Origin of the sequence: Silvania sp. (assembly GCF_051656365.1) — a bacterium.
GTDB lineage: Bacteria > Pseudomonadota > Gammaproteobacteria > Enterobacterales > Enterobacteriaceae > Enterobacter > Enterobacter hatchlandensis.
The window spans coordinates 94205-112776 of sequence record NZ_JBOGBT010000095.1 but is presented as its reverse complement, the minus strand read 5'-3'; the positions used below and the strand labels follow the sequence as shown (position 1 = coordinate 112776).

Genomic DNA, 18572 nt, shown 5'->3' with positions numbered 1-18572 from the left:
TTACTTACCACCCGCGCTACGGCGCTGCAGCTGGTCGCGCAGGTTCGGCGGCGTGCCTTTAATGGTCAGCGTGTCGGTTGCCGGATCCCAAAAAATGCGCTCGCCCAGCAGCATGGCGTCAAAGTTAATGGTTAACCCACCGCCGCTACCGGCAAACTTCGTCAGCTGACGCAAGGTACTGCGATCCGCCGGGAAGCTCTCTTCCAGCTCATACCCTTTCTCTGCGGTAAAGTCCTGGAAACTCACCTCGCTGACGCCCGCCAGCTCTTTTGACAGCGACTCCAGCTCGATCTCTTCACCGGCCTGCAGCTGTTCGTTGCAGTAGGCGTAAACCTGCTGACGCACGTTTTGTCGCTCGGATTTATCCAGCGCCGCCTCTGCGGTGAAATCATCCACCGCCTGCAGCAGACCTTTGTTCTGCGCTTTAGCGTTCAGACCTTCGCTGGCGCCGAGGAAATCCATAAAGAAGTCGGCGACTTTGCGCCCTACCCGCCCTTTCAGGAACGTCAGGTAGCGGGTTGATTCCGGATTGGTTTCCCATTCGGTCAAATCAATACGCGCCACGATATCCGCGTGGTTGATGTCCAGATAGTGCGTTGGGTTGATATCCAGCTGTTCGTTAACGCGCATGCTGCTTAAATTGTTCAGCACCGTCACCAGCAGGTATTCGACCGCCAGATAGCGATAGTGGCAGAACAGGACGATCCCGCCATCAGCAAAGGGGTATTTTGCCAACTCATCGCGCAGGCGTCCGGTTGCCGCCCGGCTGAAGGCGAGGAAGTCCTCTTCACCCTGACGCTGCAGGCGCAGCGCTTGCGCCAGCTCACTCTCTTCGCTAAACAGGCCATAGGCTTTGTTTTTGGCGCTATACACCCGATGCAGCTCCGCCACCATGTCAACAACGGTAGCTGTCGGTTCAAGTAACGAATCGCGCAGCACCAGCTCAAGGGTTTGCTCATCGCGCTTGATAAGCTGGTGCAGGGCAATCTGGTTGATATCCAGACTCATGATAAACTCTCCTTTTAGACCGGGCCGTATTCAACCACCCCCCAGTCATCTGTGCAACAGAAGATAAAAAAGGGGAAAAAAAGCTGTTGCTACGGTAATATGTTGCCCTTTCCTCCACAAACAGATTTCGATTTATGCCACAACTCTCCCGCTACAGTGATGAACACGTTGAACTCATGCTCAGTGAGCTGCTCAACGTATTGGAAAAACATAAGGCACCGACCGATCTTTCCCTGATGGTTCTGGGAAATATGGTGACTAACCTTATCAATACCAGCGTTGCGCCGGCCCAGCGCCAGGCAATCGCGAAATCTTTCGCTCAGGCCTTACAGTCTTCGGTTAACGACGACCAGGCGCACTAAGGGAAACGAACGACAGTCTATGGTGACGAATCGTCAGCGCTATCGTGAAAAAGTCTCCCAGATGGTTAGCTGGGGGCACTGGTTTGCCCTGTTCAACATTTTGTTGGCGATGGTGCTGGGCAGTCGCTATCTGTTTGTTGCCGACTGGCCAACAACGCTTGTCGGGCGCGTCTACTCATGGATTAGCGTCATTGGCCACTTTAGCTTTCTGGTCTTCGCCACCTATCTACTGATCCTGTTTCCGCTGACGTTTGTCGTCATGTCGCAGCGGCTGATGCGGTTTGTCTCCGCAATCCTGGCCACTGTGGGCATGACGCTGCTGCTCATCGACAGCGAAGTCTTTACCCGTTTTCACCTGCATCTCAACCCCATCGTCTGGGAACTGGTGATCAATCCCGACCAGAACGAAACCGCACGCGACTGGCAGCTGATGTTTATCAGCGTGCCGATCATCCTGCTGATTGAGATGCTATTTGCCACCTGGAGCTGGCAGAAGCTGCGCAGCCTGACGCGCCGTCGTCACTATGCCCGACCTGTCGCCGCCCTCTTTTTTGTTGCCTTTATTAGCTCGCACGTCATGTACATCTGGGCCGATGCTAACTTCTATCGTCCCGTGACCATGCAGCGCGCGAACCTGCCGCTCTCCTATCCGATGACGGCGCGCCGTTTTCTGGAAAAACACGGTCTGCTGGATGCGCAGGAGTATCAGCGTCGACTGGTTGAACAGGGCGATCCCGAGGCGGTTTCAGTACAGTATCCGCTTAGCGAGCTGCGCTATCGCGATATGGGTCAGGGCCAGAACGTCCTGCTGATTACCGTCGACGGACTGAACTATTCGCGTTACGAGAAGCAGATGCCTGCCCTGGCGGAGTTTGCCGAACAGAGCATCAACTTTACCCAGCACATGAGCTCCGGTAACGCGACTGATGCCGGGATCTTTGGCTTGTTCTACGGTATTTCGCCAGGTTATATGGACGGGGTATTGTCATCGCGTACGCCTGCGGCACTGATTACCGGCCTGAATCAGCAGGGTTATCAGCTGGGGCTGTTCTCTTCCGATGGTTTCACCAGCCCACTGTATCGCCAGGCGCTGCTGTCCGACTTTTCGCTACCTGCAGCAAAAAGCCAGTCAGACGAACAAACTGCCGGTCAGTGGATCAGCTGGCTTAACCGCTATGCGCAGGATGATAACCGCTGGTTCTCCTGGGTTGCGCTCAACGGGACGTCAATTGATGACGGCAACCAGAAAACCTTTGCCCGCCGCTATGCGCAGGCCGCAGGTGAAGTTGATGCCCAGATTGCGCGCGTACTGAACGCCCTGCGCGACTCCGGCAAGCTGGAAAACACGGTGGTGGTGATCACCGCCGGTCACGGTGTTCCGTTGGGAAGTGAGCGCAATGACGTTGAGTGGTCGCGCCCTCGCCTGCAGGTTCCACTGGTGATCCACTGGCCTGGCACGCCGTCGCAGCGCATCAGCACCCTGACCGATCATAAAGACGTGATGACGACCCTGATGCAGCGTCTGCTGCACGTCAGTACGCCAGCCAATGAATATTCCCAGGGTCAGGATCTGTTCAGCGCAACGCGTCGCCATTCCTGGGTTACCGCCGCCAGCAGTAACACGCTGGCCGTGACCACGCCGTCGCTGACACTGGTGCTGAACAGCAACGGCAGCTACAGAACCTATAACCTGCAAGGTGAGAAGCTCAATGACCACACGCCGCAGCTGAGTCTGCTGCTGCAGGTGCTGACGGAAGAGAAACGGTTCATCGCTAACTGATTAATTTTTAATCAGTTAGTCTGGGCTATTCTTGCATTACACGCGGAAATGAGTAGTATAAATTTCCATGTGTCGGCACGTAGCGCAGCCTGGTAGCGCATCGTCATGGGGTGGCGAGGGTCGAGAGTTCAAATCTCTCCGTGCCGACCAACTCAATCAAAAAAGGGATGAACTCATCGAGTTCATCCCTTTTCTTTTACCTGAAATCAGTCTGTAATCAGTGAGCGGATGTGGCGCTCGTCACGACATCAGCACTGTTCACTTTCAGTGTGACCTTCTGCTTCCCTTTGACCCAGATCAGAGGCTCATTATTTTTGAAACCATATCCCTCAAGCGCACTGTAAGCATCATCCGTTTTCTGTCCACGAACGCTGTCACGCAGAAAATTTTCCAGCTCAGCACGATCGCCTGAGGTCGCGGCAGAGGCTTTCGCTGCTTTCTGGTTTTCCGCTTTGGTTTTATGGATGTTGCAGGTTCCGTCCAGCTCGGTTTGCTGCGTACAGCCGGAGCGCTCAAGCTGCGCGCGATAGTTGGCGCTGATCGCAAATGCCGGCGCTGCCACGAAAGAAGAGAGCACAACAGAGATAATCAATTTCTTAAACATACCCGTCACCACCACAATAAAGAAAAATGAGGATTAACAGCCGATATAAACAGGCAGTGTTAATACGTCCTGAAAATTAGCATTTCGTGCTGTAATTCACAAAAGAAAATATTACGTTAGTGAACTAATGAAAATTTGACATAAGTCAGGGCAGGCAGATAGCGTATTATTTTGATTGAGAAAAAGCACGGATTTACGCCCGTAACGGGGATTTCGAATGAAACACATCTGGACTCTTATTATTGGTAACCTACTGATATAAAGACTTTTTACAGGCACCCCTTTCAAGTGTAAACAATTGTAATACAAAAAAGCCAGTCAGTGGCCTGACTGGCTTATGCCTTACGCCTCACCTATTCCATCAAATTTCCGGCGTGGTTTTGAACCCCGTCAGCATCAGCAGCAGGCTCTCTTTTGAAGATGCCGGGCTGAACTGGTAATGGTTGCCCTGGCGATCGCCGCCAATATACCAGGAGATCTCCGTTTTCCCTGCCGCCAGCGCTTTACGCACCGCTTTGTCCACGTCCACCATCCGGTATTCAACCTTGTTATCGAGATACAAGATCGCATCCGAGTTGTAGCTGGTGGTTGGGCGTTTTTTCCAGGTCACCGTAGCCGGATCCCAGTCGTTGCTGGCCGGATAGAAGAAGATCTGGTCGGCACCGTTGGCTTCGACTTTCCCACCGTAGATCCGCACCTTGTACTTGAACAGGGAAGGATCCTGGCCGGTTGGTAGCGCAGGGATTGTAAATTTGACCAAACTCATGGTCTCCGGATTACGGGTTCGGCCGCCGTTTTTCCAGTTATCCTGAATTAGCAGCATCTGCGCGTCTGGCACGGGAACGGTCGGCGTCTCGCTGCTCACCCAGACGTTGGCCTGCGCTTTCGAATAGCCGTAAGGCACGTTAGTCCCGCAGTCGGTGCCTTCGTTCATGCACATATCGGTCATAAACTGCGCGCCCTGTTCCGTCCAGCCATTCATAAAATCGGCATGAGCAGTATACAGGCTGCCCCAGTGCTCTTCGCGTACATCGCCGTTCATGGTGGGATCGAGAGAAAGCTGCGCTTTGGCGGTATCAAGGGAGGTGATGCCCTTAAGCACATACGCCACGTTCATATTGACGGTCGGGATTTTCACCGGGAAGCCGGACGGGCACTGCCCTTTCACGTCGTAAGTGGCATTCGCCATGCCGTGCATCGGCTGCAGGTGAATACCGTCCCAACAATTGGGGAACTGGATCCCGATATTAAACTGGACTCCATCTTTGGCATTTCTCAGGCCGCAGACTTCCCCCACTTTATTGCTGTAGCCTTTGCCGTTGGCGCACAGAAAGGTGATGCGGGAGCTGGGTTGAGTACCGTGGTGATCGCCCGCCAACAGCGCCAGTCCGGCCGGGAACGGACTGAGGGGAAACTGCTCAACGTTGGATGCCTGGTAATAGGTTTTCTGGTAAGCGGGTTGCACCACCGTCCCGTCCGGCAGGCGCAGCGACGGTGCCCAGTACGCCGAGCTGTCGGCTTTGTTATCGCAGGTGGTTTCTGGCTGCTGACGCAGCGACTGATAGCTGGAATGGGCATCGGTGCGGGTGTTGCCGAAAAAATCATGCCACATCGCCTGATTGGTTTTGCCGAACATCATAATGGCATCGTCGCCCAGGGTGTGATTGTAGGCGCAGACAACCTGCGCCTGCGGGCCAGCATGTGCATACAGTGATGGCAGCAACAGAGCAAATGCCAGGGCGGTGTAAAGTGTGGTCCTTTTCATAACGTTCTCCTGAAATAAAGGACCACATTGGTACCAAAACCGCGCTAACGCGCCGAATTAATTACAGAATAATTTTCCTCTGCACGACGCTTTACAGCACCGCCGGGCGCTTCAACAGGTACACCAGCGTCAGCAGGCAGATAGCGGCGCCGGTCCAGAAGGTGTATTCCGCCCCCCAGGTTTCCCAGATGATACCCGCCCCAAGGCTGGCAATCAGCAGCGCTACGCCACTCACCATGCTGAACAGGCCAAACGCCGTACCGCGCAGATCCGCAGGCGCCGTTCTGGCGATCATCGCCGCCAGCAATCCCTGGGTCATTCCCATATGGATACCCCACAGCGCCACACCAGCTATGATCCCAACCCAGTGCGTACTCAGCGCCAGCACGATATCCGCCGCAATCAACACCACCAGCCCCCACTGCAGCAGGCGGGTATGGCTCATGGAATCGGATAATTTGCCGAAGGGATAGGCCGAGAAGGCATACAGCAGGTTCATGGCGACCATCACCAGCGGGATCAGCGCCAGCGCAATGCCCGACTGCTGGGCGCGCAGCACCAGAAAGGCTTCGCTGAAGCGCGCCAGGGTAAAGACTGCGCCCAGGCCAATCACCCACCAGCAGCGGGTGCCGAGGCGTTTCAGGTTCTCTTTTTTGATGGGATTGGTACGCTTGTGGGCAATCGGGGTGGCGGGCTCATGCAGACCGAAAAACAGCAGCGCAACGGCCAGCACGCCGGGAATGACGGCAACCCAGAAGATGGTGCGGAAGTCGTCGTTCCACAGCAGCATCATTCCGACTGCCAGCAGAGGACCAAGAAATGCGCCGATGGTGTCCATCGACTGACGCAGCCCAAAGGCCGCGCCGCGCATCTCGGGCGGCGTGACGTCAGCCACCAGCGCATCGCGAGGTGCGCCACGAATGCCCTTGCCTACCCGATCAATCAACCGCGCCCCGAGGATCATCCCGGAAGAAGACGCGAGCGCAAACAGCGGCTTGCTGGCCGCCCCGAGCCCGTAGCCCAGCAGCGCAAGGCCTTTTCGCTTACCCAGATAGTCGCTGATTGCACCTGAAAACACCTTGATGAACAGCGCCGTGGCTTCCGCCAGTCCTTCTATGAGGCCGATAAAGATGACGCTGGCGCCAAGGGTGGTGACCATAAACAGCGGCAGCAGGCTGTGAATAATCTCCGAGGAGATATCCATCAGCATACTGACGCCGCCCACCACCCAGACCCCTTTCGGGATCCGGCGAAGGGTAGAAAACCGGGAAAGCAACGTGAAAACTTAGCGTTTATCGCTACCGCCGAGGAAAAAAATCCCCAGCGGAATCGCCAGCAGGACGGTAAACACCGTGCTGTAGACCAGCACCATCGCCGACTGCAGGAAGAACATGCTGGTGGTCCACTCCGTCAGCGGAATGTTGTATTGCTCAACCACGCCGATAATGGTGACGCGCCCCACGCCCGCGACCGCAATGAGAAAAACCGTCAGCAGTGCCAGCAGAAATTTGCGCCCCGCCGGGGTGTTAAGTTTTTCACGTACCATGGTTTTTTCCTTCACAGATGAATAACAATGATTGCCGCTCACCCTACCACGATCCCCTTCATGGCACCAATCCAGTATTTAAAACTATTATCAAGCTAATTACTCAGTGATTTACACTTGTTATAAATAAATTTAAGGTAAAAACAGCTACCATGATAGTCTGAAAGCGAACGGATCGACATAAAGGAATAACTGTGAAAAACACATCGAAAAGTGTCATTGCCCTGCTGGCGCTGACCTGTCTTAACGCATACGCCAGTGATGCCCCCCAGCCATTAAGCAAAACGGCCCCCTACCCGCAGGCTGAACAGGGGATGAAACGCCAGGTTATTGACCTGCCAACACAGCAACAGGAAGCGGATTTTAACGTTGAGCTGCTGATAGGACAGACGCTGGAAGTGGACTGCAATCGCCATCGGCTCGGCGGCCAGTTAACCCGCAAAACGCTGGAAGGCTGGGGTTACGACTATTACGTCTTCGATAAGGCGACCTCACCGGTCTCTACCATGATGGCGTGCCCGGAAGGGAAAAAATCTAAGCAGTTTGTGACGGCGAATCTGGGAGAGAACAGCCTGCTGCGCTACAACAGCAAGTTGCCGATTGTGGTCTATACCCCGGCGAATATCGAGGTGAAGTACCGAATCTGGAAGGCCGACGAGAAGGTTGAAAACGCCGTCGTGCGTTAATGCCATGATGCCCGGCAGCGTGCGCCGCCGGGCAAATAACATTACAGGGCGATATCGGCGACCGGTTTGCTTTCCGGCTTCGCCTGCAGTTGAGCCTGTGGTGCCGCGTCAGGAGCCTGCGGCTTGTCATAGTTCAGCTGCAGAACGCGGCTGGTGAACTCCAGCTCCTGTTCGGTGGCTTCTACGTTGCCGTTCAGCGCCGTACCGTAAGACGGGATAATGGTCTTCAGCTTCGCCTGCCATTGTGGGCTGGCGACTTTGTCTTTGAACACTTTTTCCATCAGATGCAGCATGATCGGCGCCGCCGTCGACGCGCCCGGAGAAGCCCCCAGCAGCGCAGCGATGGTGCCTTCTTTATCGCTCACCACTTCGGTGCCCAGACGTAGCACGCCGCCTTTATCCGCATCGCGCTTGATGATCTGCACGCGCTGACCCGCCTGCCACAAACGCCAGTCTTCTTTCTTCGCTTGCGGATAGTACTCTTTCAGCGCCTCGAAACGATCGTCGTCAGAGAGCAGCACCTGGCTAATCAGGTATTTCACCAGATCGAAGTTATCAAGCCCTACGTTCATCATCGGCACCACGTTGGAGGTGGTGGTTGAACTCAGGAGATCCCACAGGGAGCCGTTTTTCAGGAACTTCGTCGAGAAGGTGGCGAACGGGCCAAACAGCACCACGCGCTTACCGTCCAGCATACGGGTATCAATGTGCGGAACCGACATTGGCGGTGCGCCTACCGAGGCCTGGCCGTACACTTTCGCCAGATGACGATTCACCACTTCCGGGTTTTCCGACACCAGGAACTGCCCTCCAACCGGGAAGCCACCATAGTTGTCGGCTTCCGGAATACCGGTTTCCTGCAGCAGCTTCAGCGCCGCGCCGCCTGCGCCGATAAAGACAAACTTCGCTTTAATCACGCGCTCTGCGTCGTTGTTTTTCAGGTCGGCAACGGTCACGTTCCAGGAGTTGTCCGCGTTGCGGGTAAAGCCGCGCACCTCGGTGTTCACGGACAGGCTGAAGTTCTCTTTCTTCTGCAGCCCGCTCACCAACTGACGGGTAATTTCGCCGTAGTTGACGTCGGTACCAATGTCGGTACGGGTGGCGGCCACTTTCTGGTTCGGGTCGCGCCCTTCCATCACCAGCGGTGCCCAGGCTTTAATCTGCGCATGATCTTCGGAATACTTCATCCCGCGGAAAAGGGTGCTTTGCTGCAGGGCAGCGTAACGCGCACGCAGGAAGTTAACGTTCTCATCACCCCAGACAAAGCTCATGTGCGGCACGGTGTTAATGAAGGAGTGCGGGTCGTGCATCACACCGCTATTCACCTGATGAGACCAGAACTGGCGCGAAATCTGGAACGCTTCGTTGATTTCAACGGCTTTCTCAATACTGATGGTGCCGTCTTTCTTCTGCGGGGTGTAGTTGAGTTCCATTAAGGCCGAGTGGCCGGTACCGGCGTTATTCCAGCCGTTGGAGCTCTCTTTTGCCACGCCGTCGAGGCGTTCAACCATGGTCATTGACCAGTCTGGCTCAAGCTCTTGCAGATAGGTCCCAAGCGTGGCGCTCATGATACCGCCGCCAATTAAAAGAACGTCTGTTTCCTGCGCCTGCGGGGCCTGCGCCTGTGCCGCCATTGGGGCAGCGCTGAGGCTTACGGCCACGGACAAGAGCATGGCAGTCATTTTTTTCATCATTAATGCCTTCGTGATAAGCGTATTTTTTGCTGTTAATACTGGAAGTGGAGTGCGGCGCCAACGGTAGCAACATTTAAATATTGTTTAAAGGTTAAATAATTATTGTAATTATGATAATTAATGTTGCGCATTTTGTAGGGTTATCCGATTTGGCGGGCTGGCAAAGCGCGCGCTTACCCGCTACTATGCTGCCCTTTGTGATCTATCGCACAGAACCCTTTGTCCTGCTGGCGCCACTAACCTGCGAAAAACTATGTCCCAGACACATGCCTCTCCCCGGATCGTCACGGTCCTGCGTTCTCCCTCACTTTTCATGCGTGAAACCCTGGCTGGGGTGATCACCGCCCTGGCCCTGATCCCGGAAGTGATCTCGTTTTCGGTGGTGGCGGGCGTGGATCCCAAAGTTAGCCTGTTTGCCTCGGTGGTGCTGTGCCTGGCGCTGTCGGTGATGGGCGGTCGTCCGGCGATGGTGACCGCCGCAGCCGGTTCCGTGGCGCTGGTGATTGGCCCGATGGTTCATCAGCACGGCGCGCAGTACATTCTGCCGGCGGTGCTGCTTGCGGGCCTGATCCAGATCCTGTTTGGTGCGCTGGGGATGGCGCGCCTGATACGCTTTATTCCACAGGCAGTGATGACCGGGTTTGTTAACGCGCTGGGGATATTGATTTTCTTTGCCCAGGTGCCGCATTTCTGGAGCAAAAGCCCGCTGATTGTCGGCCTGTTTGTCCTGACGCTGCTGATTGTGCTGTGGGCACCCCGCTACATTAAAAGCGTGCCTTCCCCACTGATTGCGATTGTGGTCCTGACGCTGTTTACCGTCACCAGCGGCCAGCTGCTGCCGACCGTCGGGGATGAAGGCTCGATTGGCGGCGGCCTGCCGGGCATCAGCCAGATGCTGGTGCCGCTTGACCTGCACACCCTGAGCATCATCTGGCCCTGCGCATTAAGCATCGCCTTCGTCGGGTTGATGGAATCCCTCTTGACCGCAAAGCTGGTGGATGAGCTGACCGCGACGCCCTCCAGCAAGCGCCGGGAGAGCATGGGACTGGGCGTGGCAAATATCATGGCGGGCTTTTTTGGCGGGATCGCGGGCTGTGCGATGATCGGTCAGACCATCGTCAACGTCGAGATGGGCAAAGGCCGCAGCCGCGTCTCTACGCTGGCCGCCGGGCTGGTGCTGCTGCTATTGGTGACGGCGCTGAGCGACGTGATGGCAAAAATCCCGATGGCGGTGCTGGCGGGCATTATGGCGATTGTGGCGGTCAAAACCTTCAACTGGCACAGCATTCAACCGGCCAGCGTAAAAGGGGCGCCGATCGCCGAAACCCTGGTGATGCTGGTGACCGTTGCGGCCACCGTCTCAACCGGTAATCTGGCGATTGGCGTGGTGGGCGGCATTATTGCGATGGCGATAATGCCGTCCCGCATCAAACGTCGGCACGCTGCTACAGCAGAAACACCGTCGCCAGACCAAGAAAAATAAAGAAACCGCCGGTATCGGTGATGGCGGTAATCATCACGCTCGACCCCACTGCGGGGTCGCGCCCGAGGCGGGTCATGGTCAGCGGAATAATCACCCCCATCATCGCCGCCACCAGTAGATTCAGTACCATCGCCAGAGTCATCACCCCACCCAGCGCCATATCGTCGTACAGCCACCAGGTCACCCCGCCCATAATACCGCCCCACACCAGGCCGTTGATCAGCGCTACGCCCAGCTCTCGCAGGATCAGGAAGGTAAAGTTGCCCGGCTGAATGTGCTGTAGCGCCAGCGCGCGCACGATCATGGTGATGGTCTGGTTGCCTGTGTTGCCACCAATGCCCGCCACAATTGGCATCAGCGAGGCCAGCGCCACCAGCTGCGAGATGGTGTGTTCAAATCCGTCGATCACCCTGGAGGCGATAAAGGCGGTACAGAGGTTAATCGCCAGCCATGCCCAGCGGGTTTTGACCGCTTTGCTCACCGGGGCGTAGACATCCTCTTCGGCGCTTAGCCCCCCGAGGGCGCGCATATCGTTGTCCGTCTCTTCATAGACCACATCGACGATCTCATCGATGGTCACACGCCCCATCAGCTTACCCACCGAGTCCACCACTGCGGCACTGATCAGGTTGTCACGCTCAAAGGTACGCGCCGCTTTTTCGGCATCATCTTCAGGGGAGAAGATCATCGGCTGGGTGTCCATCACCTCACTCACCCTACGCTGGGCGCTGTTCAGCAGGATGGTCTGCAGCGCCAGCTCGCCGAGCAGGATTTTATCGCGCGAGGTGACAAACAACTTATCGGTGTTTTCCGGCATTTTACCCAGCCGGCGCAGGTAGCGCTGCACAGTACCCAGCGTCACGTCCGGACGGACCATGATTACGCCAAACTCCATGATCGCGCCGACGCGGTTCTTTTCGTAGTGCATCACCTGGCGGACGCGGGCACGTTCGCTGGCGGGCAGCGAGGCCAGCAGACGACCGGTCAGGTTACGCGGCAGATGCTGAACCAGGTAAATCTGCTCGTCGATATCCAGGGTACGCAGGGCATCGAGAATAGCGTGGTCGCTCATCTCGTCAATCAAGTCTTCCCAGACGTTTTCGGAGGCTTCCAGCAGTACCTGCCCACGCTCGTGATCCTGGACCAGTCGCCACAGGGCGTGGCGCTCTTCCGAGGGCAGCGCTTCGAGGGTATCGGCAAGATCCGGCGGTGGCAAATGGGCGACCAGTGCCCCTACCTCAGCAATATCGTCGGCTAAGGTACCGACATCATATTGCTCAGCCAGGGTCAGCTTGCCCAGCAGGGTGGAGGTGAGCGCTTTGTCGGTGGTCATCAACCAGATAAGACGCGCGCGCTCCTGATCGCGCAACCTTGCGCTATTTTTCGATAATCCAGGCATCAATCATTAATCCATGAAATGAGTTGGCATTAAGAATAGCGCGGGGTTGTGTAAATTTTAATAAACGAATGACAGGAAAGGGGAAAAAATCGGTAACGGGGGGCAAATAGCCCGGCAACAGGGTGCCGCCGGGCAGGTTCAGGGCATTATGCGGTGCGCGCCACCGCATCACGCGACGCGGCGTCACGCTCGGCGCCGGTCAGTTCGCTCAACTGGCCGCTGCGCATCTCAAGCAGACGGTCGGCGTGGATAAAATAGTGATCGTCATGGCTGATGGCAAAGATGGTTTTACCCATCTGCTGCATCAGCGGCAGCAGCACTTGATAAAACTCGCGGCGGAAATGCGGGTCCTGATCGGCAGCCCACTCATCCAGCAGGATAATGTCGCGCTCTTCCGCCAGTGCCAGCAGCAGCGCCACCCGTTTTTTCTGCCCTTTCGACAGCTTCAGATTCAGGATTTTGCCGTCCTGTAGCTCCAGCTTGTGCGACATTTGCAGGTGCGCCAGCCACTTCTCCACCAGCGCCGGATCGGCCTGTTTGCCTTCCGGGCCCAGCAGTTGATCGAACAGCCAGACGTCGGTAAACACGGCGGAAAACAGCTTGCGGTAATCTTCCGGCTTTTCTGTGCTCAGCGGTTTACCATCCAGCAGGATTTCACCTGACTGGGGCTGATACAGCCCGGTCAGCAGCATCGCCAGCGTCGATTTACCGCTGCCGTTGCCGCCAATCAGGAACAGCAGTTCGCCGCGGTTGAGGGTGAGATTCACCGGCCCGACGGAGAAGGTGTTGTCCTGATAGGTAAACGTCACGTTGCGCAGTTCCAGCGTTTGCCAGTTTGGAAACGCTTCAGGTCGCGGGAATTCTTCTTTATACGGCGCGAGGTCAAACTTTCTCAACTTGTTAAACGCCACCTGTGCGCTAAGCAGGGTGGGAAGCGCCCCGACGGCCGAGAGCAGCGGGGTACGCAGAAAGAGTAAGGTCAGCGAGTAGGTCGCCGCCACGTTGGTGTCTGCCCAACCGAGGCTGTTTGCCATCCAGAACACCAGCCCAATCGCGCCCAGCATCATGATGTTTGACCAGTTCACCGCGCTCAGGTGGAAGGTGTCGGCGCGCACAATATGATGACGATACTCACGGGCATCGGGAACATACAGATTGTTGAAGATGTGCTCGGCGCGCTCGCGGTTCAGGGTCAGCTCCTTGCGCCCTTCCAGCACGGTTTGATAGTCGTTGTAGAGCTTATCCTCCGTTTCACGCAGCACAGCCATGTGGCGGTAAACCCGCGCCACCAGCATGTAGCCACCCCAGATAGTGATCACAATCCACAGGGCAGTGATCGCCAGCATTTTGGTCGACAGCCAGGCCAGATAGGCGGCCGAGCCGAAGGTCAGGATAATTCCCTGCACCAGCTCCGGCAGACGCACAAAGGCGATGGTAATGGCGCGCACATCGCTGGTCAGCCCCGCCAGCAGCGAAGCACTGCCCAACTGCTCCACGCGCTCAACCTGGGTATCCAGAATGCGTTTGATAAACTCGCTGCGCAGACGATAGACGAAGTGATGGCCGAGGGTCGTCAGCGCCAGCTGTGAACCGAGGGTCACTGCCATCAGCAGCAACAGCAGTCCAAGAAATTCCGGCAGCACCATCAGGGTGGTGTCGACCGTTTCAATTAAGCGCAGGTTGATAAAGGCGATCAGACCAATACCCAGCGCGGCGCTGAGCAGGCTTAACGCCATCACCGCGATAAACGGCCAGCGGTATTGACGCCAGACCAGTAACAGGAGTTCCATGCAGAGCAATCCAGACAAGAAAAAACAGCCAGCAGTGTAAACTGCCCGCCGCTTACAGCAAGAATAATTCTTATTTTTATTCGTTATTCGCTGCCCGGCGGAACGTCAGGTTGTAGCGACAGTCTCCGGTCAGGGGATGCGTGCCAGCCTTTAGCGGCTGGATGCCGTGGTAAAACAGACGCGAAGGCCCACCCCACACCACGACGTCGCCGTGCTCCAGCAGCAGGCGCTTAAGCGGATCGTTGCGGCGCAGCCCGCCAAACTGGAAGACGGCAGGCAGGCCGAGCGATACCGAGACAATCGGCGCTCGCAGGTCCGCTTCATCTTTATCCTGATGCAAAGACAGCTTCGCCCCGATGCCGTAGCGGTTAATCAGGCAGGCGTCAGGCTGAAAATCGGGGTAGCCCGCAGCGGTTGCAGCCGCCTGGCACAGTTCAGCAAACGCCTGCGGCATCGGCGGCCAGGCCGCGCTGGTCAGCGGGTCGGTGGGTGAATAGAGGTAGCCGTGCGCGTCGGTGGTCCAGCCCAGCGCGCCGCAGTTGCTCATCGCCACCGACATGGTGTATCCGCCCGGGGTAACCATCTGGCGAAACGGCGACTGTCCGGCAACCTGTTCGATGCCCTGCATCAGCGCTGATGCACGCGTCAGCGCAAAGCGGCGCAGGATCAACGCCCCGGGCGCCAGGGGTTCGTGCCAGGGTTCGGCGTCGGCAAACAGATCGAGCATTATTCCTCCAGCTTATTGGCTTCGCGCTTAAGCAGCGCAGCTTTACGTACGGCACCCCAGCGATAGCCAGAGAGTCCGCCGTCGCTGCGCACCACCCGGTGACAGGGAATGATAATCGCCAGTGTATTGGCGGCGCAGGCCCGGGCAACGGCTCGCACCGCGCCAGGATTGCCAATGGCGTTGGCCACCTGCTGGTAGCTCGCGGTCTCGCCGCCGGGGATAGCCCGCAGCGCCTGCCAGACCTGCAGCTGAAAGGCGGTCCCGCGGATATCCAGAGGCAGCGTCAGCGCCAGGGCGTGGTTATCGACGCTGGCAATCACCTGACTTACCCGGGCCGCAAAGGCCGCGTCGGCCTGATCGCGTTGAGCGTGTGGAAACAGCGTCTCCAGCTCGGCAATCAGGGCGCGGTCGTCATCGCCGGGCAAAATTGCGCAGATACCGCGCACGCTTTCCGCCACCAGGCAGCGGCCCAGCGCGCAGTCGCTCAGGGCGTACTGCACGGTCGTAGATTCCCCACCACGGCGGTACTGCTTCGCGGTCATGCCCAGCGCGGCATCAGCCTTACGGTAATAGCTGCTGCTGTCGGGAAAACCCGCAGCCAGTACGGAGTCGGTGACCCTGTCGCCCTGCGCCAGCGCCTGACGAAGACGCGCCGCCCGCGCCGCCTGCTGCCAGGCTTTTGGCGTCATGCCGGTTGCGGCTTTAAACAGGCGATGAAGATGATACGGGCTTACCGCCACCGCCTGCGCCAGCTGATCCAGGGTCAGGGGCTGATCCTGCTCCAGCAAGCGGCAGGCTTTTTCGATGGTGGTAACCCGCTGCGCATTGGGATCGCGGAGATCGGGTCGGCAGCGTTTGCAGGGGCGAAAACCGGCCTGCTCCGCCTGACAGGCATCAGGATAAAAGCGAACGTTTTTACGCAGAGCGTGGCGAGCCCGACAGGAGGGGCGACAGAAGATACCGGTGGTGTGCACGGCAAACACAAACTGACCGTCGGCATGGGGATCGCGGGCCAGCACCGCCAGCCAGCGCAGATCGTCGTTTTTCAGGTTCGGGTTTTTCATGATTGGCTCCTTCTTTAAGCATACTCATACCCTGCCTGAGCGCCAGCGACGAAAAACCCGCAACCTTGCTTTTTAATTCGGGCCGTTCACCAGGAAGCTGGCGAACTGCGGGGACATCCAGGTTTTGAATCCCTCCCCTTCCCGGATGATCATATAGACCGCCAGACCTTGCTCACGCACAATCTCCCGGGCTTTATCGGTGCCCAGTACCATCAGACCCGTATCCCAGGCATCCGCTTCCAGCGCGGTGGGGGCGATTACCGTTACCGACACCAGATTATGGCTAATCGGGCGACCGGTCTGCGGATCGATCACGTGCGAGATACGCTTTCCGTCCAGTTCGTAATAGTTCCGGTAGCTGCCGGAGGTACTGATGCCATGGCCGTTAATGTCGACAATCGCCTGTACCGCATTTTGCCGATCGGTCGGCTTCTGGATCGCCACCCGCCACGGCTTATCGCTGGCGTTCAATCCCCGGCTGACCAGCGCCCCACCGACCGAAACCAGATAGCGAGAGACCCCTTCTTCGGCCATCAGCGTCGCCAGATGATCCGCCGCATACCCTTCCCCCACGGTGGAGAGATCGACAAACAGATCCGGGATATTTTTTTCCAGATATTGCTGACCGGACTGATTGATCACCGTCAGGTGCTGCAGGCCCGTTTGCGCCCGCGCATCGTCAATCTGTGACTGATCGGGGGTTTTCACCGGCTGTTTATTGGGGCCGAATCCCCACAGATTCACCAGTGGGCCAACGGTGACATCCATCGCCCCCTGGGTTTTATAGCCGACGCGCAGCGCTTCGGTAACGATATCCGCCATCGCTTCGCTCACCGGCCATGGCGAAGTGCTCTGGGATTTGTTAAAGCGCATCAAGGCAGAATCAGGTTTATAGGTGGACATCAACTGGTCGTCTGCATCCAGCTGGGACTGAATTTTTCCGCGCAGCTCATCGGCCCGGGAAGCAGGCATATCCATGACGCTGACCCGCCAGAAGGTGCCCATTGTTTTGCCTTCCAGCACCGTCGCGGTGGCCGTCGTGGCCTTTACCGGAGGGGGAGAGTTGTCACATGCTGTCAGCATAAAAAGTGTCGCCAGGAAGCCGACACGAAGAAAAGTAATTTCCATTCGTTATTATCCTCAAGCCTGAGAGCGGCAAGAGTACACCAAAAAGTGGGGTTTGTAAGACCCTAAAGTGGAGGCCAAAAAAAGGGGCCGATTGGCCCCTCATACAATACTACGTGCGACTTAGAACTGGTAAACCAGACCCAGTGCTACGATGTCATCAGTACTGATACCCGCCTGGCGAGTGAAGTTGCTGTCATCCAGCAGGTTGATTTTGTAATCAACGTAGGTGGACATGTTTTTGTTGAAGTAGTAAGTCGCGCCAACATCAACATATTTCAGCAGATCCTGATCGCCGAAGTTGTTGGTGCCGTTGCTCACGTCCTTACCTTTAGACTGCAGGTAAGCCACGGATGGACGCAGACCGAAGTCGAACTGGTACTGCGCAACCACTTCAAAGTTCTGCGCTTTGTCAGCAAAACCGTAAACGGTGGTGTTGTTCTGGGAGTTACCAAAACGGGTCGCGTTGTAAGTCTGGGAGTACTGCGCCGCCAGGTAGAGGTTGTTCGCGTCGTATTTCAGGCCGCCGCTGTACACGTCAGCACGATCCCCATGACCGTACACCTCTGCACCGTTCTGGTCAGCAGAACGCTTAGAGGATGCTGCTGCTGCACCGACGCTGAAGCCTTCGCCCAGATCGTAAGTTACGGAGCCGCCGAAGCCGTCACCGTTCTGTTTCAGCAGGCTACGACCCGTGTCGTTTTCACCGCTGGCGCTGCCGTTTTTACCCTGATACTGCAGAGCAAAGTTCAGACCCTCAACCAGACCGAAGAAGTCCTGGTTACGGTAGGTTGCAACGCCGTTAGCACGGGATTGCAGGAAGTTATCAGAACCGTAGGTGTCACCGCCGAATTCTGGCAGCACGTCGGTCCAGGAAGTGACGTCGTACACAACGCCATAGTTACGACCGTAGTCGAAAGAACCCGCGTCAGCGAATTTCAGACCGGCGAAGGCCACACGTGTCCAGGACTGGTTGCTGCTGCTTTCTGTATCATTAGCCTGAACGTTGTATTCCCACTGACCGTAGCCGGTGATCTGATCGTTAACCTGGGTTTCGCCTTTAAAACCGATACGCATGTAGGTCTGATCGCCATCGCTACCTTTGTCATCAGAGAAATAGTGCAGACCATCAACTTTACCGTACAGATCTAATTTGTTGCCGTCTTTGTTATAAATTTCAGCCGCATTTGCTGCGCCCGCTACCAGCAGTGCTGGTACCAGGAGGGACAGGACTTTAACTTTCATTATTTTAACCCTCTGTTATATGTCTTTTATTTATTGCCACTGCTTACTGGTTAACCCTCTTAACCAGTCGGCAACTTCATTCTCCGCAAAAATACAGAATAATCCAACACGAATATGATACTAAAACTTTTAAGATGTTTCATTTTACCATATAGGTGTTTCATTTTGTAAATTCAAGGGAACTTTTTGATAGCACGATAAGTTAAAAAATAAAGCACCAAAAATCAAAAAATAATAAATAGCCATATAAAACAATAAGTTAAACAAAATTTAATTATAGCACTGATTGACAAA

15 protein-coding genes, 1 tRNA gene and 1 pseudogene are annotated in these 18572 nt (G+C 56.3%); 5 read left to right on the top strand and 12 right to left on the bottom strand.

Translation table 11 applies throughout. The features are described from left to right. Complete coding sequence (gene yejK, locus ACRDD5_RS19340; protein ID WP_438677711.1) at positions 1–1008, bottom strand: nucleoid-associated protein YejK; 1008 nt, start codon at positions 1006–1008, stop codon at positions 1–3. A 134-nt stretch (positions 1009–1142) separates the two neighbouring features. Between yejK and ACRDD5_RS19335 the strand changes: the two genes are divergently transcribed. The 3 genes from ACRDD5_RS19335 (at position 1143) to ACRDD5_RS19325 (ending at position 3300) form a co-directional block, all read left to right on the top strand. Further along, entirely contained in the window at positions 1143–1370 is a 228-nt protein-coding gene (locus tag ACRDD5_RS19335) for a YejL family protein (protein WP_271282790.1), read from the top strand. A 19-nt stretch (positions 1371–1389) separates the two neighbouring features. Beyond that, positions 1390–3150: an LPS biosynthesis-modulating metalloenzyme YejM gene (yejM, locus tag ACRDD5_RS19330; protein ID WP_438677710.1), complete on the top strand. Its 1761-nt coding sequence runs from the start codon at positions 1390–1392 to the stop codon at positions 3148–3150. Between the two features lie 73 nt (positions 3151–3223). Next, positions 3224–3300 (top strand) — tRNA-Pro (locus ACRDD5_RS19325). A 67-nt stretch (positions 3301–3367) separates the two neighbouring features. Here the strand turns inward: ACRDD5_RS19325 and ACRDD5_RS19320 are convergent. From ACRDD5_RS19320 to ACRDD5_RS19305, 4 genes are all read right to left on the bottom strand, one after another. Beyond that, on the bottom strand, positions 3368–3754 hold the full coding sequence (locus ACRDD5_RS19320) for a hypothetical protein (protein ID WP_438677709.1): 387 nt from the start codon (positions 3752–3754) through the stop codon (positions 3368–3370). Positions 3755–4115: 361 nt separating this feature from the next. Continuing rightward, a complete protein-coding gene (locus ACRDD5_RS19315) occupies positions 4116–5519 on the bottom strand; it encodes a DUF1996 domain-containing protein (protein WP_438677708.1) in 1404 nt (467 codons plus the stop codon). 91 nt (positions 5520–5610) lie between these two features. Then, complete coding sequence (locus ACRDD5_RS19310) at positions 5611–6795, bottom strand: MFS transporter (protein ID WP_438677707.1); 1185 nt, start codon at positions 6793–6795, stop codon at positions 5611–5613. A gap of 9 nt (positions 6796–6804) precedes the next feature. Then, the gene (locus ACRDD5_RS19305; protein WP_271282795.1) at positions 6805–7065 is read right to left on the bottom strand and encodes a DUF2534 family protein; all 261 of its coding nucleotides are present in this window, start codon (positions 7063–7065) and stop codon (positions 6805–6807) included. A gap of 194 nt (positions 7066–7259) precedes the next feature. Here ACRDD5_RS19305 and eco point away from each other — a divergent pair, with 194 nt between their 5' ends. Beyond that, on the top strand, positions 7260–7751 hold the full coding sequence (eco, locus tag ACRDD5_RS19300) for a serine protease inhibitor ecotin (protein ID WP_438677706.1): 492 nt from the start codon (positions 7260–7262) through the stop codon (positions 7749–7751). 41 nt (positions 7752–7792) lie between these two features. On the opposite strand, the gene mqo is transcribed toward eco, so the two are convergent. Then, complete coding sequence (gene mqo, locus ACRDD5_RS19295) at positions 7793–9442, bottom strand: malate dehydrogenase (quinone) (RefSeq protein WP_438677705.1); 1650 nt, start codon at positions 9440–9442, stop codon at positions 7793–7795. Positions 9443–9630: 188 nt separating this feature from the next. Between mqo and ACRDD5_RS19290 the strand changes: the two are divergent. After that, positions 9631–10928 (top strand): annotated as a pseudogene (locus ACRDD5_RS19290) (SulP family inorganic anion transporter). On the opposite strand, the gene mgtE reads toward ACRDD5_RS19290, so the two are convergent. The 6 genes from mgtE to ACRDD5_RS19260 all read right to left on the bottom strand — a co-directional run bounded on the left by mgtE (position 10891) and on the right by ACRDD5_RS19260 (position 18278). Beyond that, the gene (mgtE, locus tag ACRDD5_RS19285) at positions 10891–12327 is read right to left on the bottom strand and encodes a magnesium transporter (protein WP_271282799.1); all 1437 of its coding nucleotides are present in this window, start codon (positions 12325–12327) and stop codon (positions 10891–10893) included. The pseudogene ACRDD5_RS19290 and the gene mgtE overlap by 38 nt on opposite strands. 146 nt (positions 12328–12473) lie before the next feature. Continuing rightward, positions 12474–14117: a multidrug ABC transporter permease/ATP-binding protein gene (locus tag ACRDD5_RS19280; RefSeq protein WP_438677704.1), complete on the bottom strand. Its 1644-nt coding sequence runs from the start codon at positions 14115–14117 to the stop codon at positions 12474–12476. A gap of 76 nt (positions 14118–14193) precedes the next feature. After that, complete coding sequence (alkB, locus tag ACRDD5_RS19275) at positions 14194–14844, bottom strand: DNA oxidative demethylase AlkB (RefSeq protein WP_438677703.1); 651 nt, start codon at positions 14842–14844, stop codon at positions 14194–14196. Then, positions 14844–15908, bottom strand: a complete 1065-nt coding sequence (gene ada / locus ACRDD5_RS19270) for a bifunctional DNA-binding transcriptional regulator/O6-methylguanine-DNA methyltransferase Ada (RefSeq protein ID WP_438677702.1) — start codon at positions 15906–15908, stop codon at positions 14844–14846. Before ada ends, alkB begins: the two co-directional genes overlap by 1 nt. Positions 15909–15980: 72 nt before the next feature. Next, a complete protein-coding gene (apbE, locus tag ACRDD5_RS19265; RefSeq protein WP_438677701.1) occupies positions 15981–17036 on the bottom strand; it encodes an FAD:protein FMN transferase ApbE in 1056 nt (351 codons plus the stop codon). Positions 17037–17156: 120 nt separating this feature from the next. Further along, positions 17157–18278 (bottom strand): porin OmpC, encoded by a 1122-nt coding sequence (locus tag ACRDD5_RS19260; protein WP_271282805.1) that lies wholly within the window; start codon positions 18276–18278, stop codon positions 17157–17159. Positions 18279–18572 lie beyond the last annotated feature (294 nt).